Source organism: Nocardia bhagyanarayanae (genome assembly GCF_006716565.1).
In the GTDB taxonomy this organism is placed as follows: Bacteria; Actinomycetota; Actinomycetes; order Mycobacteriales; family Mycobacteriaceae; genus Nocardia; species Nocardia bhagyanarayanae.
The window spans coordinates 1751579-1777592 of sequence record NZ_VFPG01000001.1 but is presented as its reverse complement, the minus strand read 5'-3'; the positions used below and the strand labels follow the sequence as shown (position 1 = coordinate 1777592).

29 protein-coding genes and 1 pseudogene are annotated in these 26014 nt (G+C 67.6%); 11 read left to right on the top strand and 19 right to left on the bottom strand.

Annotated elements, in window-relative coordinates; all coding sequences use genetic code 11:
• Positions 1–30: 30 nt before the first annotated feature.
• Positions 31–333 (top strand): DUF1905 domain-containing protein, encoded by a 303-nt coding sequence (locus FB390_RS07410; RefSeq protein ID WP_246123901.1) that lies wholly within the window; start codon positions 31–33, stop codon positions 331–333.
• 163 nt (positions 334–496) lie between these two features.
• On the opposite strand, the gene FB390_RS07405 is transcribed toward FB390_RS07410, so the two are convergent.
• The 3 genes from FB390_RS07405 to FB390_RS07395 form a co-directional block, all read right to left on the bottom strand.
• Positions 497–865 (bottom strand): hypothetical protein, encoded by a 369-nt coding sequence (locus FB390_RS07405; RefSeq protein WP_141808276.1) that lies wholly within the window; start codon positions 863–865, stop codon positions 497–499.
• Between the two features lie 151 nt (positions 866–1016).
• The gene (locus FB390_RS07400; protein ID WP_141808275.1) at positions 1017–1313 is read right to left on the bottom strand and encodes a hypothetical protein; all 297 of its coding nucleotides are present in this window, start codon (positions 1311–1313) and stop codon (positions 1017–1019) included.
• Complete coding sequence (locus FB390_RS07395; RefSeq protein ID WP_067787098.1) at positions 1300–1524, bottom strand: hypothetical protein; 225 nt, start codon at positions 1522–1524, stop codon at positions 1300–1302. The genes FB390_RS07400 and FB390_RS07395 overlap by 14 nt, the downstream gene beginning before the upstream one ends.
• Positions 1525–1620: 96 nt before the next feature.
• Between FB390_RS07395 and FB390_RS07390 the strand changes: the two genes are divergently transcribed.
• Positions 1621–2412, top strand: coding sequence for an alpha/beta fold hydrolase (locus FB390_RS07390; protein ID WP_141808274.1), 792 nt, complete (start codon positions 1621–1623; stop codon positions 2410–2412).
• Between the two features lie 289 nt (positions 2413–2701).
• On the opposite strand, the gene FB390_RS07385 is transcribed toward FB390_RS07390, so the two are convergent.
• Genes FB390_RS07385 through FB390_RS07375 form a run of 3 tightly spaced genes read right to left on the bottom strand, consistent with a single transcriptional unit; the run spans position 2702 to position 5641 of the window.
• Positions 2702–3343 carry a TetR/AcrR family transcriptional regulator gene (locus tag FB390_RS07385; protein ID WP_141808273.1) on the bottom strand — a complete coding sequence of 214 codons (642 nt, stop codon included), beginning with the start codon at positions 3341–3343 and terminating at the stop codon, positions 2702–2704.
• A gap of 4 nt (positions 3344–3347) precedes the next feature.
• The gene (locus tag FB390_RS07380) at positions 3348–4112 is read right to left on the bottom strand and encodes a crotonase/enoyl-CoA hydratase family protein (RefSeq protein ID WP_141808272.1); all 765 of its coding nucleotides are present in this window, start codon (positions 4110–4112) and stop codon (positions 3348–3350) included.
• Entirely contained in the window at positions 4109–5641 is a 1533-nt protein-coding gene (locus FB390_RS07375; RefSeq protein WP_141808271.1) for an acetyl-CoA acetyltransferase, read from the bottom strand. The genes FB390_RS07380 and FB390_RS07375 overlap by 4 nt, the downstream gene beginning before the upstream one ends.
• A gap of 135 nt (positions 5642–5776) precedes the next feature.
• Here FB390_RS07375 and FB390_RS07370 point away from each other — a divergent pair, with 135 nt between their 5' ends.
• From FB390_RS07370 to FB390_RS07355, 4 genes are all read left to right on the top strand, one after another.
• Positions 5777–6541 (top strand): crotonase/enoyl-CoA hydratase family protein, encoded by a 765-nt coding sequence (locus FB390_RS07370; protein ID WP_185757217.1) that lies wholly within the window; start codon positions 5777–5779, stop codon positions 6539–6541.
• A 143-nt stretch (positions 6542–6684) separates the two neighbouring features.
• Positions 6685–7791, top strand: coding sequence for a glycoside hydrolase family 183 protein (locus tag FB390_RS07365; RefSeq protein WP_141808269.1), 1107 nt, complete (start codon positions 6685–6687; stop codon positions 7789–7791).
• 147 nt (positions 7792–7938) lie between these two features.
• The gene (locus tag FB390_RS07360; protein ID WP_246123900.1) at positions 7939–9168 is read left to right on the top strand and encodes an erythromycin esterase family protein; all 1230 of its coding nucleotides are present in this window, start codon (positions 7939–7941) and stop codon (positions 9166–9168) included.
• A gap of 666 nt (positions 9169–9834) precedes the next feature.
• Positions 9835–10521 (top strand): class I SAM-dependent methyltransferase, encoded by a 687-nt coding sequence (locus FB390_RS07355; RefSeq protein WP_141808267.1) that lies wholly within the window; start codon positions 9835–9837, stop codon positions 10519–10521.
• A 67-nt stretch (positions 10522–10588) separates the two neighbouring features.
• Here the strand turns inward: FB390_RS07355 and FB390_RS07350 are convergent, their stop codons facing one another.
• On the bottom strand, positions 10589–11185 hold the full coding sequence (locus FB390_RS07350) for an alpha/beta hydrolase family protein (protein ID WP_141808266.1): 597 nt from the start codon (positions 11183–11185) through the stop codon (positions 10589–10591).
• 230 nt (positions 11186–11415) lie between these two features.
• On the opposite strand from FB390_RS07350, the gene FB390_RS07345 reads away from it, so the two are divergent.
• Both FB390_RS07345 and FB390_RS07340 read left to right on the top strand, forming a co-directional pair.
• Entirely contained in the window at positions 11416–13251 is a 1836-nt protein-coding gene (locus tag FB390_RS07345; RefSeq protein WP_141808265.1) for an acyl-CoA dehydrogenase, read from the top strand.
• 169 nt (positions 13252–13420) lie between these two features.
• Positions 13421–14506, top strand: a complete 1086-nt coding sequence (locus tag FB390_RS07340; RefSeq protein WP_141808264.1) for a glycoside hydrolase family 183 protein — start codon at positions 13421–13423, stop codon at positions 14504–14506.
• 219 nt (positions 14507–14725) lie between these two features.
• On the opposite strand, the gene FB390_RS07335 is transcribed toward FB390_RS07340, so the two are convergent.
• Positions 14726–15109 (bottom strand): hypothetical protein, encoded by a 384-nt coding sequence (locus FB390_RS07335; RefSeq protein WP_141808263.1) that lies wholly within the window; start codon positions 15107–15109, stop codon positions 14726–14728.
• Positions 15110–15736: 627 nt separating this feature from the next.
• Here FB390_RS07335 and FB390_RS34105 point away from each other — a divergent pair.
• Positions 15737–15952, top strand: a pseudogene (locus FB390_RS34105) (NAD-dependent epimerase/dehydratase family protein); the annotation flags it as partial.
• A gap of 219 nt (positions 15953–16171) precedes the next feature.
• On the opposite strand, the gene FB390_RS07325 reads toward FB390_RS34105, so the two are convergent.
• Complete coding sequence (locus FB390_RS07325) at positions 16172–16606, bottom strand: hypothetical protein (protein ID WP_141808262.1); 435 nt, start codon at positions 16604–16606, stop codon at positions 16172–16174.
• A 906-nt stretch (positions 16607–17512) separates the two neighbouring features.
• Here FB390_RS07325 and FB390_RS07320 point away from each other — a divergent pair.
• Both FB390_RS07320 and FB390_RS07315 read left to right on the top strand, forming a co-directional pair.
• Positions 17513–18682: a hypothetical protein gene (locus tag FB390_RS07320; protein ID WP_141808261.1), complete on the top strand. Its 1170-nt coding sequence runs from the start codon at positions 17513–17515 to the stop codon at positions 18680–18682.
• Positions 18679–18963, top strand: a complete 285-nt coding sequence (locus tag FB390_RS07315) for a hypothetical protein (protein WP_141808260.1) — start codon at positions 18679–18681, stop codon at positions 18961–18963. Before FB390_RS07320 ends, FB390_RS07315 begins: the two co-directional genes overlap by 4 nt.
• A 5-nt stretch (positions 18964–18968) precedes the next feature.
• Here FB390_RS07315 and FB390_RS07310 read toward each other — a convergent pair whose 3' ends face one another.
• From FB390_RS07310 to FB390_RS07265, 10 genes are all read right to left on the bottom strand, one after another.
• Positions 18969–19268 (bottom strand): hypothetical protein, encoded by a 300-nt coding sequence (locus FB390_RS07310; RefSeq protein WP_141808259.1) that lies wholly within the window; start codon positions 19266–19268, stop codon positions 18969–18971.
• A complete protein-coding gene (locus FB390_RS07305; protein WP_141808258.1) occupies positions 19269–19478 on the bottom strand; it encodes a hypothetical protein in 210 nt (69 codons plus the stop codon). It abuts the gene before it with no gap.
• Positions 19478–20251 (bottom strand): N-acetylmuramoyl-L-alanine amidase, encoded by a 774-nt coding sequence (locus FB390_RS07300; protein WP_141808257.1) that lies wholly within the window; start codon positions 20249–20251, stop codon positions 19478–19480. The genes FB390_RS07305 and FB390_RS07300 overlap by 1 nt, the downstream gene beginning before the upstream one ends.
• Before the next feature lie 95 nt (positions 20252–20346).
• Positions 20347–20739 carry a hypothetical protein gene (locus FB390_RS07295; RefSeq protein WP_141808256.1) on the bottom strand — a complete coding sequence of 131 codons (393 nt, stop codon included), beginning with the start codon at positions 20737–20739 and terminating at the stop codon, positions 20347–20349.
• Between the two features lie 84 nt (positions 20740–20823).
• Positions 20824–21255, bottom strand: coding sequence for a complement C1q domain-containing protein (locus FB390_RS07290; protein WP_141808255.1), 432 nt, complete (start codon positions 21253–21255; stop codon positions 20824–20826).
• Positions 21255–21602, bottom strand: coding sequence for a hypothetical protein (locus FB390_RS07285; RefSeq protein WP_141808254.1), 348 nt, complete (start codon positions 21600–21602; stop codon positions 21255–21257). Before FB390_RS07285 ends, FB390_RS07290 begins: the two co-directional genes overlap by 1 nt.
• 8 nt (positions 21603–21610) lie before the next feature.
• Positions 21611–22897 (bottom strand): hypothetical protein, encoded by a 1287-nt coding sequence (locus tag FB390_RS07280; protein ID WP_141808253.1) that lies wholly within the window; start codon positions 22895–22897, stop codon positions 21611–21613.
• A gap of 101 nt (positions 22898–22998) precedes the next feature.
• Complete coding sequence (locus FB390_RS07275) at positions 22999–24051, bottom strand: hypothetical protein (protein ID WP_185756969.1); 1053 nt, start codon at positions 24049–24051, stop codon at positions 22999–23001.
• Complete coding sequence (locus FB390_RS07270) at positions 24048–25004, bottom strand: hypothetical protein (protein ID WP_141808251.1); 957 nt, start codon at positions 25002–25004, stop codon at positions 24048–24050. Before FB390_RS07270 ends, FB390_RS07275 begins: the two co-directional genes overlap by 4 nt.
• A gap of 126 nt (positions 25005–25130) precedes the next feature.
• Complete coding sequence (locus FB390_RS07265) at positions 25131–25994, bottom strand: hypothetical protein (RefSeq protein WP_141808250.1); 864 nt, start codon at positions 25992–25994, stop codon at positions 25131–25133.
• Positions 25995–26014: the final 20 nt, after the last annotated feature.

Sequence of the window (26014 nt, the reverse complement as noted above, 5' to 3'; positions counted from 1 at the left end):
CCTGTCGGACCGCGCCGTTACAGTCGCCACGTGGCTGGTTCGAAGTATTCGTTCACGGCGCGGGTGTGGGAGCACTCCGGCGAGGGCTCCTGGCATTTCGTGTCGCTCCCCGAGGAGATCGCCGACGACATCGAGGAGCGCTACGGGCACCGGTCCGGTGGGTTCGGGGCGGTCCGCGTGCACGTCAGGATCGGCGCGAGCACGTGGTCTACCTCGTTGTTCCCGGACAAGAAGCGAGGGACGTACGTGCTGCCGGTGAAGAAGCCGGTCCGGATCGCGGAAAACCTCGTCGAAGGCTCACACGCCGAAATCGATCTGACGATAGCCCTCTGACCCCACCTTCCCACGGCTATCGACGGGAGAGAAATGGCGGCTCCAGGGCGACGCGGAGCCACCATTTCTCTCCCGTCGAATCCATTCGACTACGGTCGATAGAGAAATGGCGGCTGTCACGCTCTCGGAAGGGAATGCCGGGCTGCCCGAAGGATCGCCGTCGTCAGAAAATGCACTCCTGCACCATCCGTTGGGTCGCGGTGCCGACCCGCGTCTGGTCTTCGGCGCTGAGCCCGAGCAGCACCGGATCGACGGGACCGCTCAGGTCCGCGGTGAGAATCCTGCGCAGCCCGTCCTGAGAGATCTTCTCCTCCACGTAGATTCGCGCGACGCACTCGGATTGCTTCGGCGGCAATCCCTTTCCCGACAGCGCCGTGGCGATATCGGATTGGCTCAGGTCCCCCGCGGGCAGCGTGCCTGTCGACGCCACGGTGGTCGGCGCGGCGCCGGCGGTCGATGAATCCGGCGCCGTGCTCGTCTCGTCCCCGCAGCCCGCGAGCAGCGGCAACACCACACACACCGCCGCAATCACCGATTTCCTCACCCGATCAGATATACCTGCCCCGCTCGTTCGCGGGTAGGTAGGTGCTCATGTCCGTCAACGGCACACGAGCAGACCGTGCCTTCCCGTTGCTAGGTACTCATGCGGAGAACCACACCATCCGCAGACACACCCGCCCCCGTCACAAGTCCATCGCGGCGCGCAACGCGGTGTCGATCCGTTCCAGCACCTCGGCGTCCATGTCATCGATGCGGTCGGCGAGCCAGCCGCGATAGATGCGGCCGATGTTGCCCGCGTGCACCCAGCCGCGTCCAGGCACCTGGACCGCGAGGATGTCCTGCGGATCCTGGTCGAGCAGTTCGGCGGCGATCAGCCACTGCCGGGGTGATTCGTTGATGCCGTCGCTGCTGATGAGCACGACGGTACGGCGCCGAGGCGAACCGTGCGGGTGATAGCTCCACAGTTCACCCCTGCGCACGCATCGCCTCCTCGGCGGCGGCCAGCTCCGCCTCGTCGGCCGCGGCTTCCGCCGCCACATCGGTCACCGGACCGACACCCGTGCGCACCGCTTCCCGCCGCGCGGCTTTGGAGATCCACGCCGACGGCGACATGCCCGCCCTGGCCGCCGCCTGTTCCGCGAACGACCAGGCCGCCTCGTCCAGCGATAGAGTGACCTTACGCGTTGCCATACCTTTTATCCTACCCCCGAACGACCACTCTGCCAGCGGGAACACGGATGCCCTGATACTGTTGGCGCACCGCCAACAGAAGAACCGAGGACGAGCATGACTACGTGGAACCATCACCGGGTCGGCACGGGTGAACCGCTGGTCCTGGTGCACGGCGTCGGCAGCCGCTGGCAGATCTGGGAGCCGATCATCGACACCCTCGCCGCGTCCTTCGACGTGATCGCCGTCGATCTGCCCGGCTTCGGGCGCTCCGACCCGTTGCCGCACACAACCGTCGACGAACTCACCGACGCGCTGGCCGATTGGCTCGCCGCGCAGGGCATCGAGCGCCCGCACCTCGGCGGCAACTCGATGGGCGGACTGATCGCACTGAAACTCGGCGCGCGCGGCCTGGCTCGCTCGGTCACCGCGTACTCACCGGCCGGATTCTGGGATACCGCGGGCCGGGTGTGGTGCCAGCAGTCGCTGGGCAAGTCGGTCGTCCTCGCGCGCACTTTGCGTCCGCTACTCCCGACGATTCTCGGCACGGCAGCTGGTCGCACCGTCTTCCTGTCCCTGATCTTCGGCAAGCCGTGGGCGGTGGACGCGCAGGTCGCGATCGGCACCGCCGAGGGCGCGATCGAGTCGACCGGATTCGCCGAAGCTCTGGACTCCTTCAAAGATGTCCGCCTGCCCGAAATAGGCGCGCTCGCAGACATTCCCGTCACCATCGCCTGGGGAAACCGCGACATCCTGCTCACCTACGCCACCCAGCACCGCAGGGCTCGCGCCGAACTGCCCAACGCAAGGCACGTCACGCTGCGCGGCAGCGGGCACTCGCCGTACTTCGACGACCCGGAGGGATGCGCGCGGCTGCTGCTCGATCAGCTGGATAGGAATCGCACGTAACGCACGCGGGACCGAGGTTTCGCGCGAGAGGGCCGTAGCACCGCGCAGGGCCGCCGCCTCGGCCCCGCATCACTCCACCGGCCAAGGCCTCAGCAGCGTCCCGGCCAGACCCGCTGACGGGACCTCCGCGTTGGTGAGCCAGCCGTGCTCGCGCCAGCGGTGCAGCGCGGTCACGCGGCCCGCGCACCATCCACACCGGCCAAGGCTCCAGCGGTCTCCCGGCGAGAGCCGTTACCTCTGCCGAGGCTTCAGCAGCGCTCCAGTCAGCCGCCTCGGCCCGCGCAACCACTCACACCGACCGGGCCTCCAGCAATGTCTCCGCCGGAGCTGTCCCCAACAACACCCGCACCGCATTTCCCCAGCGCTGCTGCAAGATTCGGTTCCGCTCCACATTGCCCGTCAACAGCGCGCGCATGGCGAGCCCGGTCATGATCTCGATGGTGAACTCGGTGATCGTCGGCACCCGGGGATCGTCGGGGAACTCGGCGCGGAAGATGTCGCGAATGCTGGTGTGCATCAGCTCGAAGAGGCGCTGCTCCAAGGGCAGAAAGGCGGCGCGCAGTTCCGCGTCGGTGCGCGCGCCGACCCAGATCTCCAGTGCGGCAAGGAAAGACTCGCCGCTGAACATACGCATGGTGAGCTCGACGGCGGTCACCAGCCGATCGACGTCCTCGGGTATCGCCGCGAATTCCGTTCTCAGCTGCTCCAATCGGCGCGCGGCCAGGTGCTCGACGGCGCCGGCGAGCAGATCCGGCTTGGTCGGGAAGTGGTGCTGCAACGTGCCGCGCGGAACGCCCGCGCGATTCTGCACCTCGAGCGTCGTCGTGCCCGCGTACCCGACCTCGACCAAGCTCTCGATCGCCGCGTCCAGGAGCCGCGTGCGCATCCGCGCGCGGCGCTGCGCCTGCGTCTCCCGGACGCGTTCGGTCATCGGGTCAGCGCCCCTGCCACTTCGGTTCGCGCTTCTGCGCGAATGCCAATGCACCTTCGGCGGCGTCCTTGGAGAACAGCGCGGGCAGCGCGATCTCACCCTGCTTCGCGAACGCCTCGGCCACCGTCCAGTCCGGCGACTCGTCGATGATGCGCTTGCTCGCGGCGACGGAAAGCGGTGCGGCCGCGACAATTTCGGCGGCCAATTCCAGCGCGCTCGACAGCGCGGCGCCCGGCTCGGTGACCCGGTTGACCAGGCCGAGCTGATACAGCCGCTCGGCCCCGATGCGACCGCCGGTCAGGGCCAGCTCGGCCGCGATCGGGCGTGGCAGGCGCTGGGTCAGCCGCAGCACACCGCCGCCCGCGGCCACCAAACCCCGCTTCACCTCGGGGATTCCGAACTGCGCGTCCCGCGCCGCCACGATCAGATCGCCCGTGAGCGCCAGCTCGAAGCCACCCGCCAGCGCGAAGCCCTCGACGGCCGAGATCATCGGCTTGGCGGGCGGTTTCGCCGCGATACCGAGCGGGCCGCGGCGCTGCGTCATCGGCATCTCGCCCTTGGACGCGGCGACGAGATCCATTCCCGCGCTGAAGGTTCCGCCCGCCCCGGTGAGCACGAGAACGCGCGCGTCGGCGTCGGCCTCGAACTCGTCGACGGCCGCCTCGATGGCCTGCGCGGTGGCGAGATCGATCGCATTGCGTGCCTCGGGCCGGTTGACGGTCAGCAGCGTGATCGCGTCGCGGCGTTCGACGAGTACCTGGTCGGTCATCGGAGGGTCCTCTCGGTGCGCAGGGTGAGCTGGTCGGCGGCGGTGATCTGGGCGCTCGCGCCGATCGGGTCGCCGTCGGTGAACGCCGCGATGGTCTCGGCGTCCGAAACCCGAACAAGTATGCGTGCGCCCGCCGGATTCAGCGCGCTGATCACGACGGCCTCGGGTTCGTCGGCGTGCTCCGGCGCGGGGCCCTTGCGGTAGGCGACGGTGTAGGCCTCGACGGTCGCCGGGCCGGTGTAGCCGGGTGCGGTCACGCGACGCGCGTCCGGCGCCTCGGCCTCGACCGCGCGAAACAGGTTGGCGGGCGGACGCGTCGAGTAGACGCCGACGCCGTGCTTGGTGATGTACCAGCCGAGCGCGGTCGCCAGACCGTACGAGCCGGGGTCCTCGCGCAGCCGCGCGGCGAGGGTGGCGATGGAGTGCGTGGCGTAGTTGTTGCCAGGGCCGCCCGCGAAAGTCAGGCCGCCGGTGACCGAGAGCGGCCGCGCCGGATCGTCGATCGGCAGACCGAGTGCCTCCGCGGCGACCTGCACCGCGACGGGGAAGCAGGAGTACAGGTCGACGTGCGCGACGTCGTCGATGCCGACGCCCGCCGCGCCGAGCGCGGACCGGCCCGCCGCCGCGATCGCGGGCGACGCGCTCATGTCGGCGCGCTCGGAGACGAACCAGACGTCCGTCGCGGTCGCGCCACCGTGCGGGAAGACCCACTGATCGCGCGGGACGCCTGCGGCGTCGGCGGCTGCCGCGCTGCACACGATCAGTCCCGCGCCGAGATCCACGGACAGGTTGGCGACCAGCAGTTTCGGGTACGGGGTCGACACGAGCCGGTTGCTCGACGAGGGCGTCACCAGGTCGGCGACCGACTGCGCGGCGGGCATCCAGGCGTAGGGATTGTCCGCGGCAACGGCCGACAACCGCGACCACAGTCCGCCGATCCGCTCGCGGTGCGCGTCCTCGCTCAGTCCGAGCCTGCCGCGCAGCGCGGTCTCCATCAGCGCGTAGAAGTAGACCGGACCCCACAGTCCGGCCGCGGTCTCCATCTCGGAGTTGGGCGCCTTGTCCGAGCCGATCACCTCGGTCGGCGTGACATCCTCCGGTTGCTCGGGCCAGCCCGGCGCGGCGCCCGCGCGGGTCGCCGCGTTCCAGGAGGCCACGGATTCGGCGCCGGTGATCAGGGCGATCTCGGACTGTCCGTCGGCGATGGCCTGCGCGACCGTGTTCAGCAGCCGCTGCGGCGCGTCGCCGCCGAATCGCACGGACTGCATCGTGCGCTTCGGGGCGGTGCCCAGTTCGGCGGCCACCAGCGCGCCCAGATCCGGGTACGGCTTGCTGACCGGCGCGACCGCGGCGACCAGATCGGCGGCGCGCAGCAGCCGGTCCCCGGTGCCGCTGTCCGCGCCCGCCTGGCGCAGTGATTCGGTGGCGAGTTCGACCGGCCCTGGCAGTCCCGGCTCCCCCGTCCTGTGCACGACCTGCCCGACGCCGACGAGCACCGGCGTCCGCGGATCCATTCCGGCTGGCAGCATTGTTCCTCCGCTCCACTCCAGTTACCGTCAACATTGACGGTAACCTGTTTCCGATTGAAGCAGACCCCTCCGACCAGGGCAATAGCCCGTGGACAAGAACTGACTCCAGAGTAAGATCTGGCCATGGGATCCCACATCGCGCTGCGGTTCGACGGCGAACGCGCCTACGTGAACCTGAACCGGCCGGACAAGCACAACGGACTGACCATCGAGATGCTCGAGGACTTGGTCGACGCCGCGCGGACGGTCGCGAAGCGGAAGGCCGTCCGGGCTGTGATCCTGTCCGGGAACGGCCCCAGCTTCAGCAGCGGCTTGGACGTCGCCAAAGCGACCAAAGACCCGCTCAAGGGCGCGCTGAATTTCGTGCCGCTACCCTGGCGCGGCACCAACACTTTTCAAGAGGCTTGCTGGGCTTGGCGGCGGCTGGATGTTCCGGTCATAGCGGCGGTGCACGGTCGCTGTTTCGGCGGCGGATTGCAGATCGCGCTGGCCGCCGACGTCCGCTTCGCCACCCCCGACGCCGAATTCTCGGTGATGGAGGCCAAGCACGGCCTGGTCCCCGACATGACCGGCGCGGCGACCCTTTCCCGGTTGATCGGCATCGACAAGGCGCTGCTGCTGACCATGACCGCCGACGTGGTCGACGCCGCCTACGCGGAGCGCATCGGCCTGGTCACCGAGGTGACCGCCGACCCGCTCGCGGCCGCCGAGAAGCTCGCCGAACGCATCGCGGCGCGCCCCCCGCACGCGGTGGCGGGCGCCAAGCGGCTGTTCGAGCGGTCCTGGCACGCGTCGGCAAGGCGCACCTTCGGGATCGAGCGCGCTACGCAGCTGCCGTTGATCCTGCGATTGGCCATGAAGCGAGATGGAACATCGCACAACGAAAGCAACAATTCGTAGGGACAAGATCGCAAGCCACCAATTTCCCCGGTTCGACTGCTAGCATTTCCGTCGATTTGCCAGCCATTCGAAATGTGCTTCGGGACACATCGGGGGGTGGTGTGTCGAGGTCTGTTTCGGCGAGACCCGGAGGGCCTACGACTTTGAACAAGACCGCAAGAATCCTGCTTTCGACTCTGGCGGGTGGCACGGCCTTGCTTCTCACGGCAACTACCCCCGCCACGGCAAACCCGAACGCGATCAACCCGATTCCCGTGCTCAACGGCACCACCGGTCTGCCGAATCTGGCCGGTCGCAGCCGAGCGGTGTTCCAGGTGACCGGCATGGCGAGCCCCAACAACACGCAGACCTACAACGTGCTCGGCACCGATCTGGGCATCATGTGGGACAACGGCCACGGCGAGATGCTGACCGCGTTCGGTGACACCGCAGGACTCGGCTTCCCCAACCTGCTCGCGGGCAGCATGTGGGCATGGCGCAGCAACATCCTGGTGCGCAGCAACACCAAGGACCCCTCCAACGGCATCTATTTCGACAGCGCGGTGCGCGATGTCTTCGGCCAAGCGCGCGATCTCGTTCCGAGCCCGAAGATTCCGTTCATCGAGATCAGCCGCATTCCGACCGCGGGCATCGCGGTCGACGGCGTCCAGTACATGAGCATGATGTCGGTGAAGACCTGGGACAACGTCGGCGAGTGGACCACCAACTACTCGGGCCTCGCCGCCTCCGCCGACAACGGTGAGACCTGGGCGGATCTCGGGCACACCCGCCGTCCGAACGAGGGCGGCAACGCCAACTTCCAGATGAACGCCTTCTTGAAGAGCGGCGGATACGTCTACGAGTACGGCACCCCTTCCGGACGCGACAACGCGGCGTACGTCGCGCGGGTGCGCGAGCACGACATCCAGAACCTCGGCGAGTACGAGTATTGGGACGGCGAAGGCTGGCGCAAGAACGACGTCAACGCGGCGGCGCCGATCATGTGGGGCGTCGGCGAACTGTCGGTCATGTGGAACGACTATCTCGGCCAATACATCTCGCTGACCACCGACCCGTTCAACTCGGTCGTGATGCGGCGGGCCTCCTCGCCCGCGGGGCCGTGGAGCGACCCTGAGGTCTTGATCGACACCAGGGAACTGCCGTCGGCCTACGCGCCGTCGATCTTCCCGTATCAGACCGGGCGCGATCTGTACTTCATGACGACGGTGCACAGTCAGTACAACGTGGTGTTGATGCGTACCACGTTGTAATCAGGTTCTGCGCGCCAATGGCCGCCGCACTTCTCAACGGGGTGTCCGCGATCCGCGGGCGCCCCGTTTCCCTTTTCCGGAGCGCTTGACCTCAACAATGCTTGATGTATGAGGCTGGCGGCAGAACGCGAAACTCCGGGAGGAACAGTGACTTCTGCATCCAGCATCGTCTCCGCCGAACTGGCGGCCTGGCTGCGCACCGCCGCGCGTCCCGTGGCGGACACCGAGCCGGGCTTCGTCGGGCCGGATCTCGACGAACTCGTCGAATCCCTCGGCTCGGCGACGATCGTCGGGCTCGGCGAGTCGACCAGGTTCTCCCGGCAGACCTACGGCGTGCGGGAGCGGCTCTTCCGCGCGCTCGTCGAACGGCACGGGTTCCGCGCGTTGGCGATCCAGGACAGCGCGCGTTCCGGCGAGCGCCTCGACGAGTACGTCCGCACCGGGGCGGGCGATCCGGAAGCCGCGCTGGCCGGGGCGTGGCGGCCGCTGCGGACGGTCGAGATGGTCGAAACGCTGACCTGGATCAGGCTGTTCAATCAGCAGCACCCGGACGACCCGATCCGCGTTCTCGGCGTCGAACCGCCGGGCGCCGAACCCTCCGACTACGACGCGGTGCTGGACTACCTGCGCCGGGTCGCGCCGGATCGGCTGGAACGCGCCGAATCCCATCTGAGCCCCATCCGCACCGCGCATCAGATCGACGAGCACGTCCAGCGCCACCAAGGCATTCATCCCGGGCGCCCGTTCGCCGAACACGCCCGCGACGCGCTCGCCCTGCTCGACGGACTGCCCGACAGCGATGAGCACCGCACGGCCCGCGCACACGCGCGACTGATCGTCGATTTCCACGAGCACAGCGTGGCCGGACAGGGCGGCTTCGCCCGCGACGAGCGGCCGTCGGCCGAGCGCGTCATCGAATGGCAGCGCGAGACCGGCGCGAAGATCGCGTATTGGGACGGGATTGCCCACGTCAGCGCGCAGGCGCTCGGCGTCGGCTCGGCCGCGGGCGAGTTCCGCGGGACGGGCGCTCACCTGCGCGATCACTTCGGCACGGACTATGTCGCCGTCGCCATCGGATTCCACCACGGCGATCTCGGAATGGCTCAGGCGCCGCGGCCCCGGCCGGAGCTGGTGGACGCGCTGCTCGGCGAAGTGGACCTGCCCGCGTTCGCCGTCGACTTGCGCACGGCGGCAACGGAATCGGTGGACGCGTGGCGCCACGCCCCGGCCGAGCTGCGCACGATCAGCGGAATCTACGACCCGGCGAAGGACGCCGAGGCGCACATCAGCGTGCCGTCGCTGGCGGGCGCGTTCGACGTGCTCGTGCATATCCGCGAGACGTCCCCCGTGCAGTGGTTGCCGACGTTCTCCGGCTGAGCGGCGCCGACGGGTGCGGGAGTGCACCCCCAACCACCCTTTGACTACCGCTCGATAGAGAAATGGATTCGACGGTAGTCAAAGGGTGGCTGCTCAAGATCGACAAGCCACCATATGACTCCCGTCGATTTCCGTGGACTCCCCGAGCGGGCGACGGCCGCAATGCTGTGGCAGCTCGGGCTCGGCGCGTGCCGACGGCGTGGTGCGGCCAGGCACTCCGCGCCGGGCTCGAGGCCGACAAGCAGCGCGGGCGGCGCAACGGTGGCGGCGGTGGCGGCTCGGGCTCGGCACGTGCCGACGGCGTGGTGCGGCCAGGCAGTCCACCCGGGCTCGAGGCCGACAAGCAGCGCGGGCGGCGCAACGGTGGCGGCTTGGGCTCGGCGCGCGCCGACGACGTGGTGCGGCCAGGCACTCCGCGCCGGGCTCGAGGCCGACAAGCAGCGCGGGCGGCGCAACGGCGGCGGCGGTGGCGGCTCGGGCTCGGCGCGTGCCGACAGCGCGGTGCGGCCGGGCACTCCGCGGCGGGCTCGAGGCCGACAAGCAGCGCGGGCGGCAAGGGTGCGGCTGCGGCGGTAACCCGGTGCACCATTGCCGAGTCCCCGGCCTAGTGCGGACGGCGCGGTACCGACAGTTCGCCCGAGCGCGGCGGTTCCTAGACTCGCGGGTATGGATGCGGCCGATTGGGACGCGCGGTACGCGCAGAGTGAATTGGTCTGGGGCGCACCACCGAACAGCACCGTGGTGGAGCACGTCTACGGGCTGGAACGGCGCGTGCCGCCGCGGCCCGACACCGTCGACGGCGAGTCCCTGCCGCGCGCGCTGGACCTGGCGTGCGGCGAAGGGCGCAACGCGGTCTGGCTCGCCACCCACGGCTGGGAGGTGCACGCGGTCGACTATTCGCAGGTCGGCATCGACAAGGGGCGTACCGTGGCCACGCGGTTGTCCCGGTCGGTGCGGGGCCGCATCACCTGGCAGTGCGCCGACGTCACCGATCTCGACGCCGCCGGGATCACCGGCCCGTACGAGCTGGTGCTGATCGTCTTCCTGCACCTGCCCGCCGACCAGCGCCGCGCGGTACTGCGCCGCGCCGCCGAACTGCTCACCCCGGCGGGCACGCTGCTCGTCCTCGGCCACGACACCCTCAACCTGACGGAAGGCTTCGGCGGACCGCCGGACCCCTCGATCCTCTTCACGCCCGACGACATCGTCGCCGACCTCGCTTCGACCTCCGACCTGGAGATCCGCACCGCCGAACGGGTGCTGCGACCGACCGAGCACAGGGACGCCATCGACGCGCTGGTCATCGCGACCAAGCCCGCACCGGAACCCGCCGAGCCCGAGACGACTGCCTGAGTCGCGGCAAAGACGGTCACCGGGACGAAAAGCGCGCTACCAGCTCGGCTGCGCCGCCGGAGCGCACCTACTCCGACCAGCGGCGCAACCATGGCTGCACGGTCGCGGCGATGGTGTCGAACCCCGCACGGAACGAATGCGGCTGCCCCGGGATCACCCGCACCTCGGCCGCGTCGGCGGAATCGGGCACGCCGAAGGGGTCGTTGGCCCCATTGATCACAACAACCTCGATGTCCCCCGGCGCGAGCAGTTCCTCGCGCCGCGATTTCTCCGGCTTCCCCGGCGGATGCAGCGGAAACGAGAGCGCGAGCACGCCACGAGCACGCGCCGCGATCGCCGTACGACAGGCGACCCTGGCCCCGTTGCTGCGTCCACCCTGGATCACGGGAACCCCGCGCACTTTCTTGCGCAGCGCGGCCACGATCTCCAGCCAAGCGTCGTCCTGCTTGACCGCCGAGCCCGGTGCGCGCCGCCCAGCGACGCGGTAGGGCTGCACCACTCTGGCCACCGCGCCACCCAGCTCGAGCGCCGAATCGCGCACCACCATAAGATCTTTCGCCTCCACCCCGCCGCCGGAGCCGTGGGTGAGCAGCAGCAGGAAGGCGGGCTTGCGCGGCCGGTCGAGCTCGATCTCCGCGGGACCCGCGCTCGTCTCGATCTGCACACCTCACCGTAGCCGCGACCGCGTGGAGAGCACAGATGCCACGCTCAGAGGCTGTTTATCGCGTCACATTGCGCCCCGCAGTCTTTGCCAGCCCCTTACCGGCCGGTAATATGGCGCATAAGTTACCCGCGAGTAGCATGCGGAAAACCGGACACTACCCCGGTGGCGACAACGGGCGGGAACGGCAACCAAACCGACCGCACCAACTCAACGGAGAGTGAGTACAGACCATGGGTCACTACAAGAGCAACGTCCGCGACCTTGAGTTCAACCTCTTCGAGGTCCTCGGACTGGGCACCCTCCTCGACGCGGGCGCCTACGGCGACCTGGACAGCGACACCGTCAAGGAGATGCTCAACGAGGTGCGTCGCCTGGCCGAGGGCCCGCTGGCCGAGTCCTTCGTCGAGGGCGACCGCAACCCGCCGGTCTTCGATCCCGAGACTCACACCGTCACCCTGCCGGAAGCGTTCAAGAAGTCCTACCGCGCCCTCGAAGAGGGTGAGTGGATGAAGGTCGGCGTCCGCGAGGAGCTCGGCGGCCTCGGCGCTCCGTCCAGCGTGGTCTGGGCACTGAGCGAGATGATCCTCGGCGCCAACCCGCCCGCTCAGATGTACGGCGCCGGCCCCGGCTTCGCGCAGGTGTTCTACAACAACGGCACCGACGAGCAGAAGAAGTGGGCTCAGATCATCGCCGAGCGCAACTGGGGCGCCACCATGGTGCTGACCGAGCCGGACGCCGGTTCGGACGTCGGCGCCGGTCGCACCAAGGCGATCAAGCAGGAGGACGGCTCCTGGCACATCGAGGGCGTCAAGCGCTTCATCACCTCGGGTGACTCCGACGACCTGTTCGAGAACATCATGCACCTGGTGCTGGCTCGCCCCGAGGGCGCGGGCCCGGGCACCAAGGGTCTGTCGCTGTTCTACGTGCCGAAGTACCACTTCGACTTCGAGACCCAGACCCTGGGCGACCGCAACGGCGTGTTCGTCACCAACGTCGAGCACAAGATGGGCATCAAGGTCTCGGCCACCTGTGAGGTGACCTTCGGCGGCCACGGCATCCCCGCCAAGGGCTGGCTGGTCGGCGAGGTGCACAACGGCATCGCGCAGATGTTCGACGTCATCGAGAACGCCCGCATGATGGTCGGCACCAAGGCCATCGCGACCCTGTCGACCGGTTACCTGAACGCCCTGGCCTACGCCAAGGAGCGCGTGCAGGGTGCGGACCTCACCCAGATGACCGACAAGACCGCGCCGCGCGTCACCATCACCCACCACCCGGACGTGCGTCGTTCGCTGGCCCTGCAGAAGGCTTACGCCGAGGGCCTGCGCGCCGTGTACCTCTACACCGCCGCGCACCAGAACGCCGACGTGGCGAACCTGGTCTCCGGCGCCGACGAGGACGTGGCCTTCCGGGTCAACGACCTGCTGCTGCCGATCGTCAAGGGCGTCGGTTCCGAGCGGGCCTACCAGTACCTGACCGAGTCGCTGCAGACCTTCGGCGGTTCCGGCTTCCTCCAGGACTACCCGGTCGAGCAGTACATCCGCGACGCCAAGATCGACTCGCTCTACGAGGGCACCACCGCGATCCAGGCGCAGGACTTCTTCTTCCGCAAGATCGCTCGCGATCGCGGTGTGGCCCTGGCCCACGTTGCCGGCCAGGTTCAGAAGTTCATCGAGTCGGAGGCGGGCAACGGTCGCCTGAAGGGCGAGCGCAAGCTGCTGGCCACCGCGCTCGAGGATGTCCAGGCCATGGCCGCCACCCTGACCGGCCACCTGATGGGCGCTCAGGAGCAGCCGTCCGAGCTGTACAAGGTCGGCCTTGGTTCGGTGCGCTTCCTGCTCGCCGTCGGTGACCTGCTCATCGGTTGGCAGCTGCTGCGCCAGGCCGAGGTCGCCATCGCGGCCCTCGACGCCGGTGCCACCGGCTCGGATGTGGCGTTCTACAACGGCAAGATCGGTGTGGCGCAGTTCTTCGCCCGCAACGTCCTGCCCGAGCTGACCGCCACCCGCGCGATCCTCGCCAACCTGGACAACGACATCATGGAGCTCGACGAAGCCGCCTTCTGAGGCTCGTAGCTCGAAATACCCGCGGAGCGGTCCGGATTCGTCCGGGCCGCTCCGCGGCGTTTCGGGCCGAGGCGTGTCCGGTCCCACAACTTCACTCGCGCGCCAAAATCGCAGCGGGCAGGCAGAATGTTCGGGGCAGACGCGCGCGCCACAGAAGGGATCCGTCCGGATGAAACGATCGCTGTCCGCTTTCGCCAGAGCCGGGGCCGTCGCCGCGGCCTGCACGGTGGTGCTGGCGGGTCCCGCCGTCGCGGACCCGAACAACATCAACCCGATCCCGGTGCTCAACGGCTGGCGCGGACTACCGCAGCTGCCGGGGCCGACCAAGGCCGTCTTCCAGATGACCGGCATGGACAGCCCGAACCGGACGCAGAACGTCAACGTCATCGGCACCGATCTCGGCATCATGTGGGACGACGGCAGCGGCCGGATGATCACCGCCTTCGGCGACAGCGCCGGGCTCGGCATTCCGAACCTGCTCGCGGGCAGCATGTGGGCGTGGAGCTCGAACGTGCTGTTCCGCAGCACGACCAAGGATCCGTCCGGCGGCATCATTTTCGACAGCGTCGTGCCGAATCCGCTGCCGAGCCCCAAGATTCCCGGCATCGAGATCAGTCTCATTCCGACCGCGGGCATCTCGGTGGGCGGCGTGCAGTACATGAGCCTGATGTCGGTGCGAGAGTGGGGCGATCACGGCAAGTGGCACACCAACTTCGCCACCCTCGCGGTCTCCGGTGACGGCGGCCAGACCTGGGCCCCGCTGCCCAACACCCGCCGCGCGAACGTGGACGGGCACGAGCGCTTCCAGCAGAACGCCTTCCTGAAGCACGACGGCTACGTCTACCGCTACGGCACCGCCGCTGGCCGCAACAATCCCGGGTTCGTCTCGCGGACAAGGGAAGCCGCCATCGCCGACATCGACTCCTACGAGTACTGGGACGGCGGCGCGTGGAAGCCGCAGGACGCCAAGACCTCCGCGCCGATCGTGGAAGGCGTCGCCGAGCTCTCGGTGATGTGGAACGAGCACCTCGGTCAGTTCGTCATGCTGACGACCGATCCGACGAATTCCGTTGTCATGCGGACGGCTTCGGCGCCGGAGGGACCGTGGAGTGCGCCGCGGGTGCTGGTCGAGGCGGCGTCGCTGCCGACGGCGTACGCGCCGATGATCTTCCCGTATCAGACCGGGTCGGATCTGTACTTCCTGCTGACGGTGCACACGCAGTACAACGTCGTGTTGATGAAGACGCCGCTGTAGGGGTGCGGAAATGAAAGAGCGGCCCGGGGTTTCGGGCCGCTCTTTCATGTTTGGGGTGCGATCGCTGTCGGTGCTGTGCGATGCGATTGGGCAGACGCGAGGCGGCCCACCATGCGCGACACGGTCTGCTCGGCAGGCGAGCTGTTGGCTCCACCTGATGGGCACTTGCCGATTGCCGCGATCAGGGCCGCGGCCTCGCGCCACCCGAGTCGGAGGCGATCAGCCCGCCGAGCCGGTGCCGATCAATCGGCCGAGGCCGTTGAGCAGGTTGGAGGAACCGGCGCCCCAGCCGTCCAGCCAGGGGTTGGGGTAGCCGTCCGCGACCGGCAGCGGCTTCACGCCGCCGGAGCCGGTGCTCAGCAGCCGGGAGAGGCCGGTGGCGAAGTTGGACGAACCGGCGGCGGAACCGGTCGGAGCCTCGGTCGAGGTCGGCAGCGGCTTCACGCCGCCCGAGCCGGTGGTCAGCAGGTTGGACAGGCCGGTGGCGAAGTTGGACGAACCGGCGGCCGAGCCGGTCGGGGTTTCCGCCGACGCCACGCCGGAACCACCCAGGACGATACCGGCGGCGACCACAGCGATGCCGAGCACACGAATCTTGCTCATCGAATTCTTCTCTTCCCTCGAAAGCTCTCGTCGGCAACACGCTGCGGCCGACGCGGGCATATGTCTATCACGCGAGATTTGCGGGCACCGACGTGATGATGAACGCAGCGCAAATGATCAGTTACGAGTAGTTCACCCCTGCGGGGACTTCCGAGTGAAGCGCGGCGGTGTGGCTCTACCAGGATTCGGGGCTGACATGCGGGGATGGAGCCAGCCGTGAGGTGGCGGGCGGGGCGCCGGATGTCACCGGACCTGGCAAACGTTCCTTCCGTACGGAATTTTGGCGCGCGGACATTCGATCGAGGTGATTCGATGTGTTGCGCTCGGGGGTTTGGCGAGTAGGTTTTTCGGCGAACTTGCGGGGCTCTAAACGGAAAATTGCCCCGCCTCGGAGGAGGCGGGGCAATTTTGTTGGTTGCGGGGCCGCGGTTTGGCGCGTCGATTGGGGCGCGGCTATACCGCGTCGCGTTGGCGCGGGGTCACGGTGTCCCGTCAATGCCAGGGTTACCGCGTTGCGTCGGCGCCAGGGTTACCGCGTTGCGTCGGTGCCAGGGTTACCGCGTTGCGTCGGCGCCAGGACTACCGCGTCACGTCCGCGGCGCGGTGGTGGGCCAGCAGGTCGTCGGCCAGCTGGCGGTATCGGTAGTCGAACATCGGGCCGAGCACGGCTTCGGCACGGCCACCATCGCGGTGACCGGCGCGTCCGGCCTGGTCGGCACCGCGCTGTGCGCCTTCCTGAGCACCGGCGGCCACCGCGTGCTGCGCCTGGTGCGGCATCCGGCCCGCACGCCCGGCGAACGACGGTGGAATCCCGCGCCGGGATTACCGCGTTGCGTCGACTCCAGGGTTATTACGTGACGTCGGCGCCGGGATTACCGCGTTGTGTCGACTCCAGAGTTGCCAAGTTGCGTCGGTTACGGGGTTACGCGTCGCGTCGGTGCCAGATATTCATGTCGCGTCGGTGCCGTGGAGTTCGCGTCGCGCTGGCCCGGGGCTCTCATTTCGCGCTGGCCCCGGGCTGTCGCGTCGACGACATGCCTATCGCGCGGCTCGACACCCGAATTACTTCGTCGCGTCACCACCGGAGGAACCGGTGGCGAGGAGCTCCAACAGCGGCGCCAGCGACTCCGCTGAACCGGTACCGGTCTCCGTCGACGTCGACTCCGGCGTACCCGACGAACCCGTCGCCAGCAGCTCCAACAGCGGCCCCAACGACTCCGCCGAACCGGTACCGGTCTCCGTCGACGTCGACTCCGGCGCACCCGACGAACCCGTCGCCAGCAGCTCCAACAGCGGCCCCAACGACTCCGCCGAACCGGTACCGGTCTCCGTCGACGTCGACTCCGGCGCACCCGACGAACCGGTCGCGAGCAGCTCGGCCAGCGTGGTCAGCGACTCGGCCGAGCCCGTGTCGTCCGCGGCGGCGAGGCCGGAACCGGCCAGCACGATGCCGGCAGCGGCGGCGAAAGCGAACCCGAACGAACGAATGATCCTCATTTTGAAACAGTCCCCTTGGAAGAAGTTTTCCCTCCGTCGGCGACCTGTTGGTGGCCGACGAGAGTGTTCTATCACAGGGGTCCGATTGTTAACGACGAACAGGTCAATGCGAATGAGATTCGAGTAACGCGAATTTTGCGAGACGCCCGAGATGAAAGGTTCACAATTCGTCCACTCGCGACCGCAGTCCGCGCCCGACAACGGCCGCATGTAGCGGAAAGGCACTCTCAGAAGTCTCCCTACCAGGCGATAGGCCTGGGCATTTCAACAGATTGAACGCGATTTCCGATAAGCGCCCGATAAACCGAGCCCGCCGGGACGCCCGGCGTTCACCCATCGCAAGACCGCAGTATTACGGGCTCACCCTCGCTCGAATCATGCCGTGAGATCTATCTCACAGAATCGACCTGTAACGTTTCACCTGGGGAAATGCCGAAGAATTCATGCGAAATCGCCAAGTGAGATGCGCACAAAATGCAAGCTTCGGCCCGAAGCTTGCGGATGAAAGTACCGGATGGCCCCTTTCCGTATCGCTGCCCCATGACCCAGAACGCAAAAGCCCCGCCTCCGACGGAGAGACGGGGCACTTCGTCGCGCGAACGCCTACTGGGCGGCGGTCCTCGACGAACCGGAGGACAACGCCTTCACCAGGTCCATGAACATCTTGTCGATCGGGTACATGTCCGCGACCTGCTGCGCCGCGGGCGCACCGGGCTGCACCGGCTAAACGGCTTCGGCGCTTGCCACACCGGAACCGGCAACGATCCCCGCCGCAGCAGCGAGGGCAATTCCGCAGTCGACGCCGAACCATCGCTCACCGAAGGCCTCAGCCCCCGGCCGCACCGCTGGACGCGAATTGTTCTCTGCGCCCGCAGTGTTCGTGAGCAGCTCCGGTAGATTCGGATCATGGGGAGTCCGGCCGTGCGTCGGTTATACGAGTTCCGCCGTCCGGTCGCGATTGTGATCGGCATCGTGGTGGCGTTGATGATCGCGAGCTTGCTGCCGAGGTGGTGGTGCGGTCGTGACGCCGACGAGTGGTACCGCGGGAATCCCGCACTGGTGCGTGGACTCGCCGAGGAATTGGTGGCCTTCGAAGCCGATGACGATCATCGGCGTGCGACCAGCTCGGAAAAGGGTCTCGCCGAAATGTGGGGGCTGCTCGCGCACCAGATGACGGCGCTGGGACTGGCGCAAGCCTGTATGGAACACCCCGAATTTCGGGAACGCTACGCCCCGATAGTGACCCGCGCGGCAGCCAAGAGTCTGCTGCCCGAGATGCGCACGGAGTTCACCTCGGCCTGGCACGGCAAGGACGGGATGGCGGAACTCGACAGCCCAGACGGCCACGCCTACCTCTCCTATCCCGCCCTCGCGCTCGGGATGGCGCGCCTCGTCGATCCGGCGTTCCCGCGCGACCTCGCGGTCCGCCACGACGCGCTGATCGCCTCCTTCGAGCGGCGACTGCTCGCCTCGCCGACCGGCCTGCTCGACACCTTTCCCGGCGAGGCCTACCCCACCGACGTCGCAGCCGTCGCCGCCGCGATCGCGGTACACGGCCGCGCGACCGGCGCCGACCACAGGGCGGTCCTCGCGCACTGGGCGCAACGGGTGCGCGCGGTACAGATCGATCGCGGCACCGGGCTGGTGGTGCAGCGCATGGGCGTCGACGGGAAGGCACACGACGCCCCACGCGCCTCCGGAACCGGGCTGGCGGCCTACTTCGCCGGCTTCGCGGACCGCGCACTCGCCGAGGAGTTGGCGACCGCGTTGTTCCGCCAGGAGCGAAGTGTCCTCGGCTTCAGCGCGATCCACGAATACGGCGACGGCCATCACGGTGCCGGAGATATGGACAGCGGTCCACTGATACTCGGAATATCCATCTCCGCAAGCGGTTTCGCGCTCGCCCCGGCTCGCGCCTTCGGTCACCGCGACATGTTCACTCGCCTGTTCCGCACAACCGACCTCTTCGGTCTGCCTCTGCGAAGCGGGCCGCGCTTGCGTTTCGCGACCGGCGGAGTGATCGGCAACGCCCTGCTGCTCGCATTCCTCACCTCCGGACCGGAGCTCGCACGATGAGACTGCCCGCCACCTCCCGATTGCTCGCCGGATGGCGGCTGATCCGCATACCGGCGATCCTGGTCGTGCTGTACTTCGCCCTGCATCCGGTCTTGGCGGCATTGTCGGCGCGACACGGATTCGGCTCGCCCGACGGAGTCGGCCTCGGCTTCCTCACCGTCAGCGCCGCACTGGTCACACTCCGCATAATGCTGCTGGTCGTCGTGCCTGCCGTTCTCACCTACCGCGTTGTGGCTTGGGCGATTACGCGACTCATGGGCCGAGGTACGCCCATCCAGTGAGTCGCTCAGATCTCCTCTTGCAAAGAGGATGGGACTTCGTATCGGGCGACCGGCGGTTCCTGCCCGGGAACATGCAGCCGCAGAAACCCGCGCAGCTCATCGATGTGCTGCTGGAGCGCACGAATCAAACGGATCGCGTCGCGAAAGCGCTTCTTGTCGTCGACCGCCTGGCTTTCCAAAGTTTCGACGCGAGCGCGCAGTTTCGCGACCTCACGCGCCTGCCACGCGGTGACCGCGCCGATCACCGTGGCAACGGCAACACCGAACGCCTGCACCAATTCGGGACTCAACCAACTCTGCGCCATTCATCGTCCGCCGTCCCGCGAAACGGCCGGCGTGACCGCGGGCCGAATGACCGCGCCCGCGATCACCGGGGTGAGCAGACCATAAAGCGTCAGAACCGAATCGATCCACGAGACATCGATCCGATGGCCGACGACGAACGCGATCACGCCGGTGATCGCGACGAGCACCGAGCGCACCAGCGCGGGCTCGGGAAGTTTGGTAACGAACATCAGATCCTTCCTTCCATGGCGTCGAGCAGGCGATCGATCTTGAGCTCGACCGCCTTCAACCGCTGCTCGTTGCGGTAGTCGGCGGCGTCGGAATTGAGCACATAGCCGGCCACCGTGTCCCGGTACTCGGAATCCGCCACCCGAGACTGGAACCCGTACGTGAGCTCGAAATGCACTCTGCGCAGCTTGTCGAGGAGTTCGCGCTGCTCCACATCGGAAAGTGCCATCAGCACACCGCCTTTCAATCGTTCCGCGATATCGGCGCGGAATCGGTCCATATCCATGCCGCCGGGATCCCACTTGCCCTGCTTGGTTCCGGCCCATTCCTTGTGGCCGATCACCCGATCGGCCCCGTGGCCGATCCTGCGCAGGATCGCCGCGCAGCACCCCACGTACGCGTCGTATTGCTCGCGCGACCACCCCTCGGTGCCGTTGTTCACGGCTTCGATACCGATGGTGTGGAAATTCGCGTCGTCCTCGGGCAGCCCCGGCCACCGACCACGCCCCGCGTGCCACGACACACCTGCGGCGACAACCGTCACGGTGCCGTCCCTGTCGAGATGCAACTGCGACAACGGCCCCGCCAAATGCGCGAATCCATAGGCAATTTCGGACGACGGCGTGTGCGATCCCCCCGTGTGATGGGCGATGATCCCCCAGATCTCACCGAAATCCCCGTGCCCGCGCTCGCGCCAGCCGGGAAACTCGACGACGCGCAGGCCCTCCGCCCGGAGAACGTCGGCGAGCCATACCGGATCCCCTGTCCACGACATGGGCTTCCTGCCTTTCTGTATCGGTCCGGATTCCCGCGGCCGTCGGGGCGGGCGGCAAATCTTCTTCGGCGCCAGACCGCGAAATCGCGGAGTGATCAGTTGATTCGAACGTATGTCCCCGATCCGGCCCCGATGGTGGCGCGAAACGCCTGGAATCCAATGTTGTGCCAGGCCTGGACGGTGATCACGTCTCCATCGTTCAGACTCACCGTCGCGGCGACGGTCATTGTTCCGGACGTAGCGGTCACCATGCCGCCGGTCGCGAGGACGGTCGTTCCGTTGAGCATCAGCCGTGCCTGATGGCTTCCGCTGGTACCGGCACTGAACGGGAGTGCGGCGTTGATGGTCGCGGCGGACGCCGAGCCGTTGCACCGCAGCCCATTGCCGACCACTACGGAGCCCGGAAAGCCCGAGGTGTCGGCAGTCCAGCCGGGTACTTCCGCCCACACTTCGCTGGTACCCAACACGTGGGTACCGTTCTTCGTCATGGCCGACGGTTGAAAAACGCTTCCGCCGACAACAATCAGTGGCATCGGTGGTCACCTTCCTTCTGTGTCCCGACTCGAGTGCGGTCAGGGGAGGTCGTAGTACAGGTAGGTGCCTGCACCGGCATTCACGGTTGCGGTGAAGGACTGCGAACCGGTCAACCGCACCCACACCCGATCACCGCGCTCCAGGTCGAGCGGTGTGTCGGTCAGGACCACCGCCGAGTTGCCACTGTCCAGCGACTTGACGACCGTGTCGTTGTGCATCAGCTGGAAGTTCCTTGTGCCGTTGACCGCCAAGGTGCCGGTGACACTGAATCCGCACCGCACGACTACCGCGCCGCGGCCGTTCGAGACGAGTTCGTCGCCCGATATCACCGTCTGGCTGTAGCCCGTGCGAGCAACCCAGCCGATCACCTTCACATCGCTGGAGCCCGCGGGCACCGGCTGGTCACCGGACTTCTCCACGCCCATCGGGACCGCGGGCTCCACGACACCACTGACGACGACCAGCGCCATCAGCTCATCTCCGCTTCCTGCGTTACCACCTCGGCGATCTGCATTGTCAGTACGTCGCCGGCCGCGATGGTGATGTCGGCGGGCACGGTCAACTTGGTGTCACCGCCTTCGGCCACGGGGCCGGTGGCCACAACGGTTTCGTTGAGGAGCAGTTGAATCTCCTGTGCCGAAGCGGTTTCCGAACCGGCACCGCCGGGCTCCGGTGCGGGGGGAGCCCACGTGCCGGGATATCCGGACCGGGTGGTGGCCCATTCCGGCACCCCGCTTTGATCGGTCGGCTCGCCGGTCTCTTCGGAGGCGTCGCTCGAGACGGCGGTGAGGTCGATCGGCGGCCCGCCCAGGCCCATTCCCGCCATCAGACCGTCACCCCCTTCAGGCTGGCCTGCAATCCCTTGCCCGCGGGGTTGTCCACAGTTGTGACGACCACCGTGATCCGCTCCCCGACCGCGAAGGTCCAGTCGCCGGTCACCGTGGTGTCCTGTGCGTGATTCGCGGCGGCGATGGTGGCCGAGGTGCCCGCCACCACGGTGCCGTTGCGCCGGAGTTCGACGACCAGGTTTCCGGTGCCGGCCGTCTCTCCGCGATATGTCACCGATGTGACCTTGACCTGCCGTTCCATCCGCAGTCCCTCGGGCATCACATTGCCCGCGCCCGCGGCGCGGTTTCCGGTGTGGGACTTGAACGCGATGTCGTAGAGCTGACCTGCCGCGGTGGGCGTTCTGGCGTCGGTGAGACGCGTGTCAGTGCTCGCGATGGTGCCGATCGCGGTACGCGCTGCGGCCGCATCGACCGCGGTGACCAGGGAACGCCCCAGTGCGGTGGAGTCGGAAATCTGGTTGGCCGGGTGAGTGTGCGAGGTCGGGGTGCGCGCATTGGTGAGCCGCGGGTCGTCGCCGGCGACCGCAGTGGTCGAGGTGTCGCCGATGGTGGGCGGGAACGTAGCGGGTTTGCCGGTGATGCCCGCCCACTCGGTCGTGCCCGCCGGCCCTCGGATGATGACGCCTTGTCCGTTCGGCAGCCAGCCGCCCGCCGCGGCGTGGTACACATACAGCCGCCCATCCGCCTGCACGACATACTGTGCACCTTCGGGCGGGGTGGCGGGCAGCGAAGCGTAGGTCGCGACCTGGCCATCTATCTGAATGCCTTCGCCGCGAGGTCCCATGACCACCGCATCACCGGCCGAGGACGGCACCGGCGACACCAAAGTCAGGTCGACGAGTCCGGTCGAGCCGGCATCGGGGTTGGCCGAGTCCGGTCCGGGGACGTACTCGGAGACCGCGAAACTGAAGGACTCCAGCGGAATGCGCTCGCCGTCGTACGACAGGTCGAACGATGCCCGCCAGGTCCACTGGGCAGGATTCGTCGCGGAGTTCGGCGCCACAAGGCGCACACCCCGCTTACCGCGCCAGGTGAGATATCCGAACTCGTCCAGCTGGCACTCGTAGTGGTTCGGCAGCTGCACGTAGGTCGCTGGGCTGGGTTGCGCGCCTGGCACAAGCACTTTCGGCGCGTCGGCGCTGAAAGTGACGGTCCCGGTCAGCGGGGGGAATTCAGGAAGATCACCGAGGTCGGGGCCGTCGATGACATTGGCGAGAAAACGCCCGACGACTTTGCCGTACTTCAGCGGGGGCAGATCGGCCATGGATCAATGCCTTTCGGACAACCGGCGGCCGGAACGGCGTACCGGGTCGAGGTGAGTGGCCGGCTCCGAGAGCGAGCCGGTGACGAGTCGTGTGCCGTCGGCTATACGGGCTGGGCGGACACGATGAGTTGCGCGTTGGTCGTGTAGACCCGGTAATTCGCGGTGCCGACCACTCGGCGCACGATGACGTACAGGGTGGCGGTCTGGTTCGCGGCCACCACGGCAGCCGTCGAGCCGGGTTGAATCGGGTACTGGAACGTCGGCGCGATCAATGCGAAGCCGATGGCGCTCACCGCGTGACCCCGGGCGTAACCGACGAGCGCACCCTCGGGTCCGCCGATACGCACCTCGAAGTCGCAGCGGGTTCCGTTGGCGGCCGACGCGTAGGCGGACCCCTCGACGATGGGGCGCCAAGCCATCGGCTGCGCCGGAATGGTGATGGCGGCGACTACCTTGAACGGGTCGGTCATGTTGGTACCACCGGTGAACTGCTTCTCGCCGATGATCCAGGGTCCGGCCAGATTCGGGCTCGGGGCGGGCCGGAACTTCTCGATCGCGGCGTCCCACGCGAGCACATGGTCCTGGCCGAGCGGGTGCACCTCATCGATCAACACATCGGCCGCGTCCTGGATGCGACCGGCCGCACCAGGGTCACCGACATCACCGGTCTCCCCACGAGGGAAGGTGATCTCCAGCCGTTGCGCAGGCGCTGTGCCGTTCATGCTGGCGGCAGCCGTCGAGCCGGTCGCACCGGTGAGTGCCGCACCGGTGAGCTGATTGGGCGCGCCCGGCCTGCCCACCCGGCGAAACGCGTTGTCGAACGCTATGAGTTCGAGCCCGGTCCAGTAGTAGATCGCGTTTTCGGAGACGACCCGCCATGCTTTGCGCGCATCCGCCATGCCGAGACCGAGCGCGGTGAGCGCCGCCAGATCGGCGATATCGCCCTCCCACAGCCAAGGCCAGGCCGGGTCCCCCTCCGGGCCGACCGGACCCGCCGGGCCCTCGCGAAGCTCGATCATGACTTCTCGGTCGGCGAGTTCCACCGGGTTCACCGTGTAGGGAAGTCCCACCGAATCGGAGACACCGCGCATCGTGATCATGACGTCGTCGTCGTAGACGACGGTCGGTTCGTTCACCGTGTTCTCGATGGTCACAACGCCCCCACGGGTCGGGCCGTGCACACGATCTGCGCGTTGGCCATGGTGTAGTCGTAGTTGGCCGTGCCCTTGTTGCGACGCAACACCACGTGCAGGGTCACCGGCTGCCCGGCCGGAACGACGCCGATCGTGCTGTCCGGCGTGAGCCCGCGGGCGCCGTAGTACGGCTGGAATCGATTGAAACTGTCAGCGCCCCAGACCATCCCGGAGCCGAGCGCCACGATCTGGCCGTCGACCGATCCGATGCGCACCTCGGCGTCGACGCGGGAACTGAAATCGCCCGCGCCATCCGTAGTACCAACGACGACGCCGCCGGCGATCATGGGACGCCAGTCCACGTCCTGGGCTGGGACACTCAGCTGCGCGATGGGATGGAACGCCGCGGAGATATTCGACTGCGATGCCGCGAATCCGGCACCACCGTCCCAGGCTTGCCCCTCGGCGATCGTCCACGGCCCGCGCAGTCCGGGATAGGGGCGGGGCTTCCACTTCTCTGTCGCGGAATCCCATACCGGGACGGTCCGGTCGACGTGCGTGCCAGTGGCGTAGTCCGCCGCCTGACGAATCGGGCCCGGCCCACCTGGCTCACCCTTCTTGCCCTTGATCCCACGCGGGATCGTCAGATTCAAGGTCAGGTTGGGCGGAGCACCGACCACTTCCACCTGGAGATCGGAACCGGCCGGACCGGTATCGACCGTACCGATGGTGATTGCGCACGGTTCGCCGTCCGGTCCGAGCGCCCCGAAAGCTTCTGCGAAGGAATCGAATCCAGCGCCGTTCCAATACACCAGCGCTCCGGTCGATACGACGCGCCAAGCCTTTCCGGCGTGTGCGGGCGTCAACTTGGAGGACAGTGCCGTCAGAGCGGCCTGATCCGCGACATCACCTTCCCAGCGGAACGGTCGGGCCGGCTGACCGCCGACGCCCGCGTCACCCGTAGTCCCGGTCATCAACTCGAGCGATCCGTCACGTGGCGTGCCGTGCATTGCCTGCACTACACCCGGCTTCGCGACTCCTTCGTCGATGCCCCGGATCAGAGTGGATGCGAAGTACTCTCCTACGTTGGACATTTCACCTCATCCGATAGGTCGTGCGAATACGACAAGCGATGCCTTCGCATTGCTGAATCCGATATCGCCGGTGCCGGTACCGATCCGTTCGGCCGCCACCACGAGATTGGCGGGCTGCCCGGCGGGAACAATCGCGAAGTCCGTCGTCGGGGACATCGCCTTGGTGGTGCTTCCGTCGCGGTAGCAAGGGAAGACGGGCAGGTACATCCACCCACCGGAACCACCCAGCCCCGTCGCGACGATCTGGCCCTGGGAATGGTGCAGCCGGACCACGATCTCCGCCGATTGCACGGAATTCGCGACCGAGTAGCTGTACATATGGCCGTGCACCACAGGCCGCCACGCGAACGGCAGGGCGGGAATGGTGAAGGTACCGCCTTCGATCCGGTTGGTCGCCGCGATCTGCTCCGCCGCGAAGTCTTCCTGGAACCACGACCAGGGCCCGAAGCCGAGCGGCGCAGGCGCCGAACGGAACTTGCGCGTGGCCTTGCTGTAGGCGAAAACGCCACCCTGGGTCGGCAGGGTCTCGGTGTCGTAATCCACTGCCGCCGATATTGTTCCGGACGCACCGGGGGGCCCCTTCGGACCGCGCTGTCCGGCCGGTACCGTCACCTTCAGCTGCTGGTCAGCGCCCACACCCGAGAACTCGACCGCCGGAACGATCAGGTCCTCGCTGTGCACAGTCTCGGTGACGGCGATGGTATTCGGCGCGGCGACCGGCCCCTGCGGTCCGACCGCATCGGGCGAATGTCGCCAAGCGGTGCCGGTCCAAACGTCCATGCCGTTGTCATCGAGCCGGTGCCACCACTTACCGCGGTCCTCGGCACCCAACCCGAGTGGGCGCGTCGCCGCGTCGGCGATCGTGCCCATTTTCCGGAAGGTACTGCGTG

Coding starts and splice junctions, on each gene's coding strand:
- FB390_RS07395 (WP_067787098.1), bottom strand. CDS start 1,524: ATGGCAACGCGTAAGGTCACTCTATCGCTGGACGAGGCGGCCTGGTCG.
- FB390_RS07390 (WP_141808274.1), top strand. CDS start 1,621: ATGACTACGTGGAACCATCACCGGGTCGGCACGGGTGAACCGCTGGTC.
- FB390_RS07385 (WP_141808273.1), bottom strand. CDS start 3,343: ATGACCGAACGCGTCCGGGAGACGCAGGCGCAGCGCCGCGCGCGGATG.
- FB390_RS07380 (WP_141808272.1), bottom strand. CDS start 4,112: ATGACCGACCAGGTACTCGTCGAACGCCGCGACGCGATCACGCTGCTG.
- FB390_RS07375 (WP_141808271.1), bottom strand. CDS start 5,641: ATGCTGCCAGCCGGAATGGATCCGCGGACGCCGGTGCTCGTCGGCGTC.
- FB390_RS07355 (WP_141808267.1), top strand. CDS start 9,835: ATGGATGCGGCCGATTGGGACGCGCGGTACGCGCAGAGTGAATTGGTC.
- FB390_RS07345 (WP_141808265.1), top strand. CDS start 11,416: ATGGGTCACTACAAGAGCAACGTCCGCGACCTTGAGTTCAACCTCTTC.
- FB390_RS07340 (WP_141808264.1), top strand. CDS start 13,421: ATGAAACGATCGCTGTCCGCTTTCGCCAGAGCCGGGGCCGTCGCCGCG.
- FB390_RS07335 (WP_141808263.1), bottom strand. CDS start 15,109: ATGAGCAAGATTCGTGTGCTCGGCATCGCTGTGGTCGCCGCCGGTATC.
- FB390_RS07325 (WP_141808262.1), bottom strand. CDS start 16,606: ATGAGGATCATTCGTTCGTTCGGGTTCGCTTTCGCCGCCGCTGCCGGC.
- FB390_RS07320 (WP_141808261.1), top strand. CDS start 17,513: ATGGGGAGTCCGGCCGTGCGTCGGTTATACGAGTTCCGCCGTCCGGTC.
- FB390_RS07315 (WP_141808260.1), top strand. CDS start 18,679: ATGAGACTGCCCGCCACCTCCCGATTGCTCGCCGGATGGCGGCTGATC.
- FB390_RS07310 (WP_141808259.1), bottom strand. CDS start 19,268: ATGGCGCAGAGTTGGTTGAGTCCCGAATTGGTGCAGGCGTTCGGTGTT.
- FB390_RS07305 (WP_141808258.1), bottom strand. CDS start 19,478: ATGTTCGTTACCAAACTTCCCGAGCCCGCGCTGGTGCGCTCGGTGCTC.
- FB390_RS07300 (WP_141808257.1), bottom strand. CDS start 20,251: ATGTCGTGGACAGGGGATCCGGTATGGCTCGCCGACGTTCTCCGGGCG.
- FB390_RS07295 (WP_141808256.1), bottom strand. CDS start 20,739: ATGACGAAGAACGGTACCCACGTGTTGGGTACCAGCGAAGTGTGGGCG.
- FB390_RS07290 (WP_141808255.1), bottom strand. CDS start 21,255: ATGGCGCTGGTCGTCGTCAGTGGTGTCGTGGAGCCCGCGGTCCCGATG.
- FB390_RS07285 (WP_141808254.1), bottom strand. CDS start 21,602: ATGGGCCTGGGCGGGCCGCCGATCGACCTCACCGCCGTCTCGAGCGAC.
- FB390_RS07280 (WP_141808253.1), bottom strand. CDS start 22,897: ATGGCCGATCTGCCCCCGCTGAAGTACGGCAAAGTCGTCGGGCGTTTT.
- FB390_RS07270 (WP_141808251.1), bottom strand. CDS start 25,004: ATGACCGGGACTACGGGTGACGCGGGCGTCGGCGGTCAGCCGGCCCGA.
- FB390_RS07265 (WP_141808250.1), bottom strand. CDS start 25,994: ATGGGCACGATCGCCGACGCGGCGACGCGCCCACTCGGGTTGGGTGCC.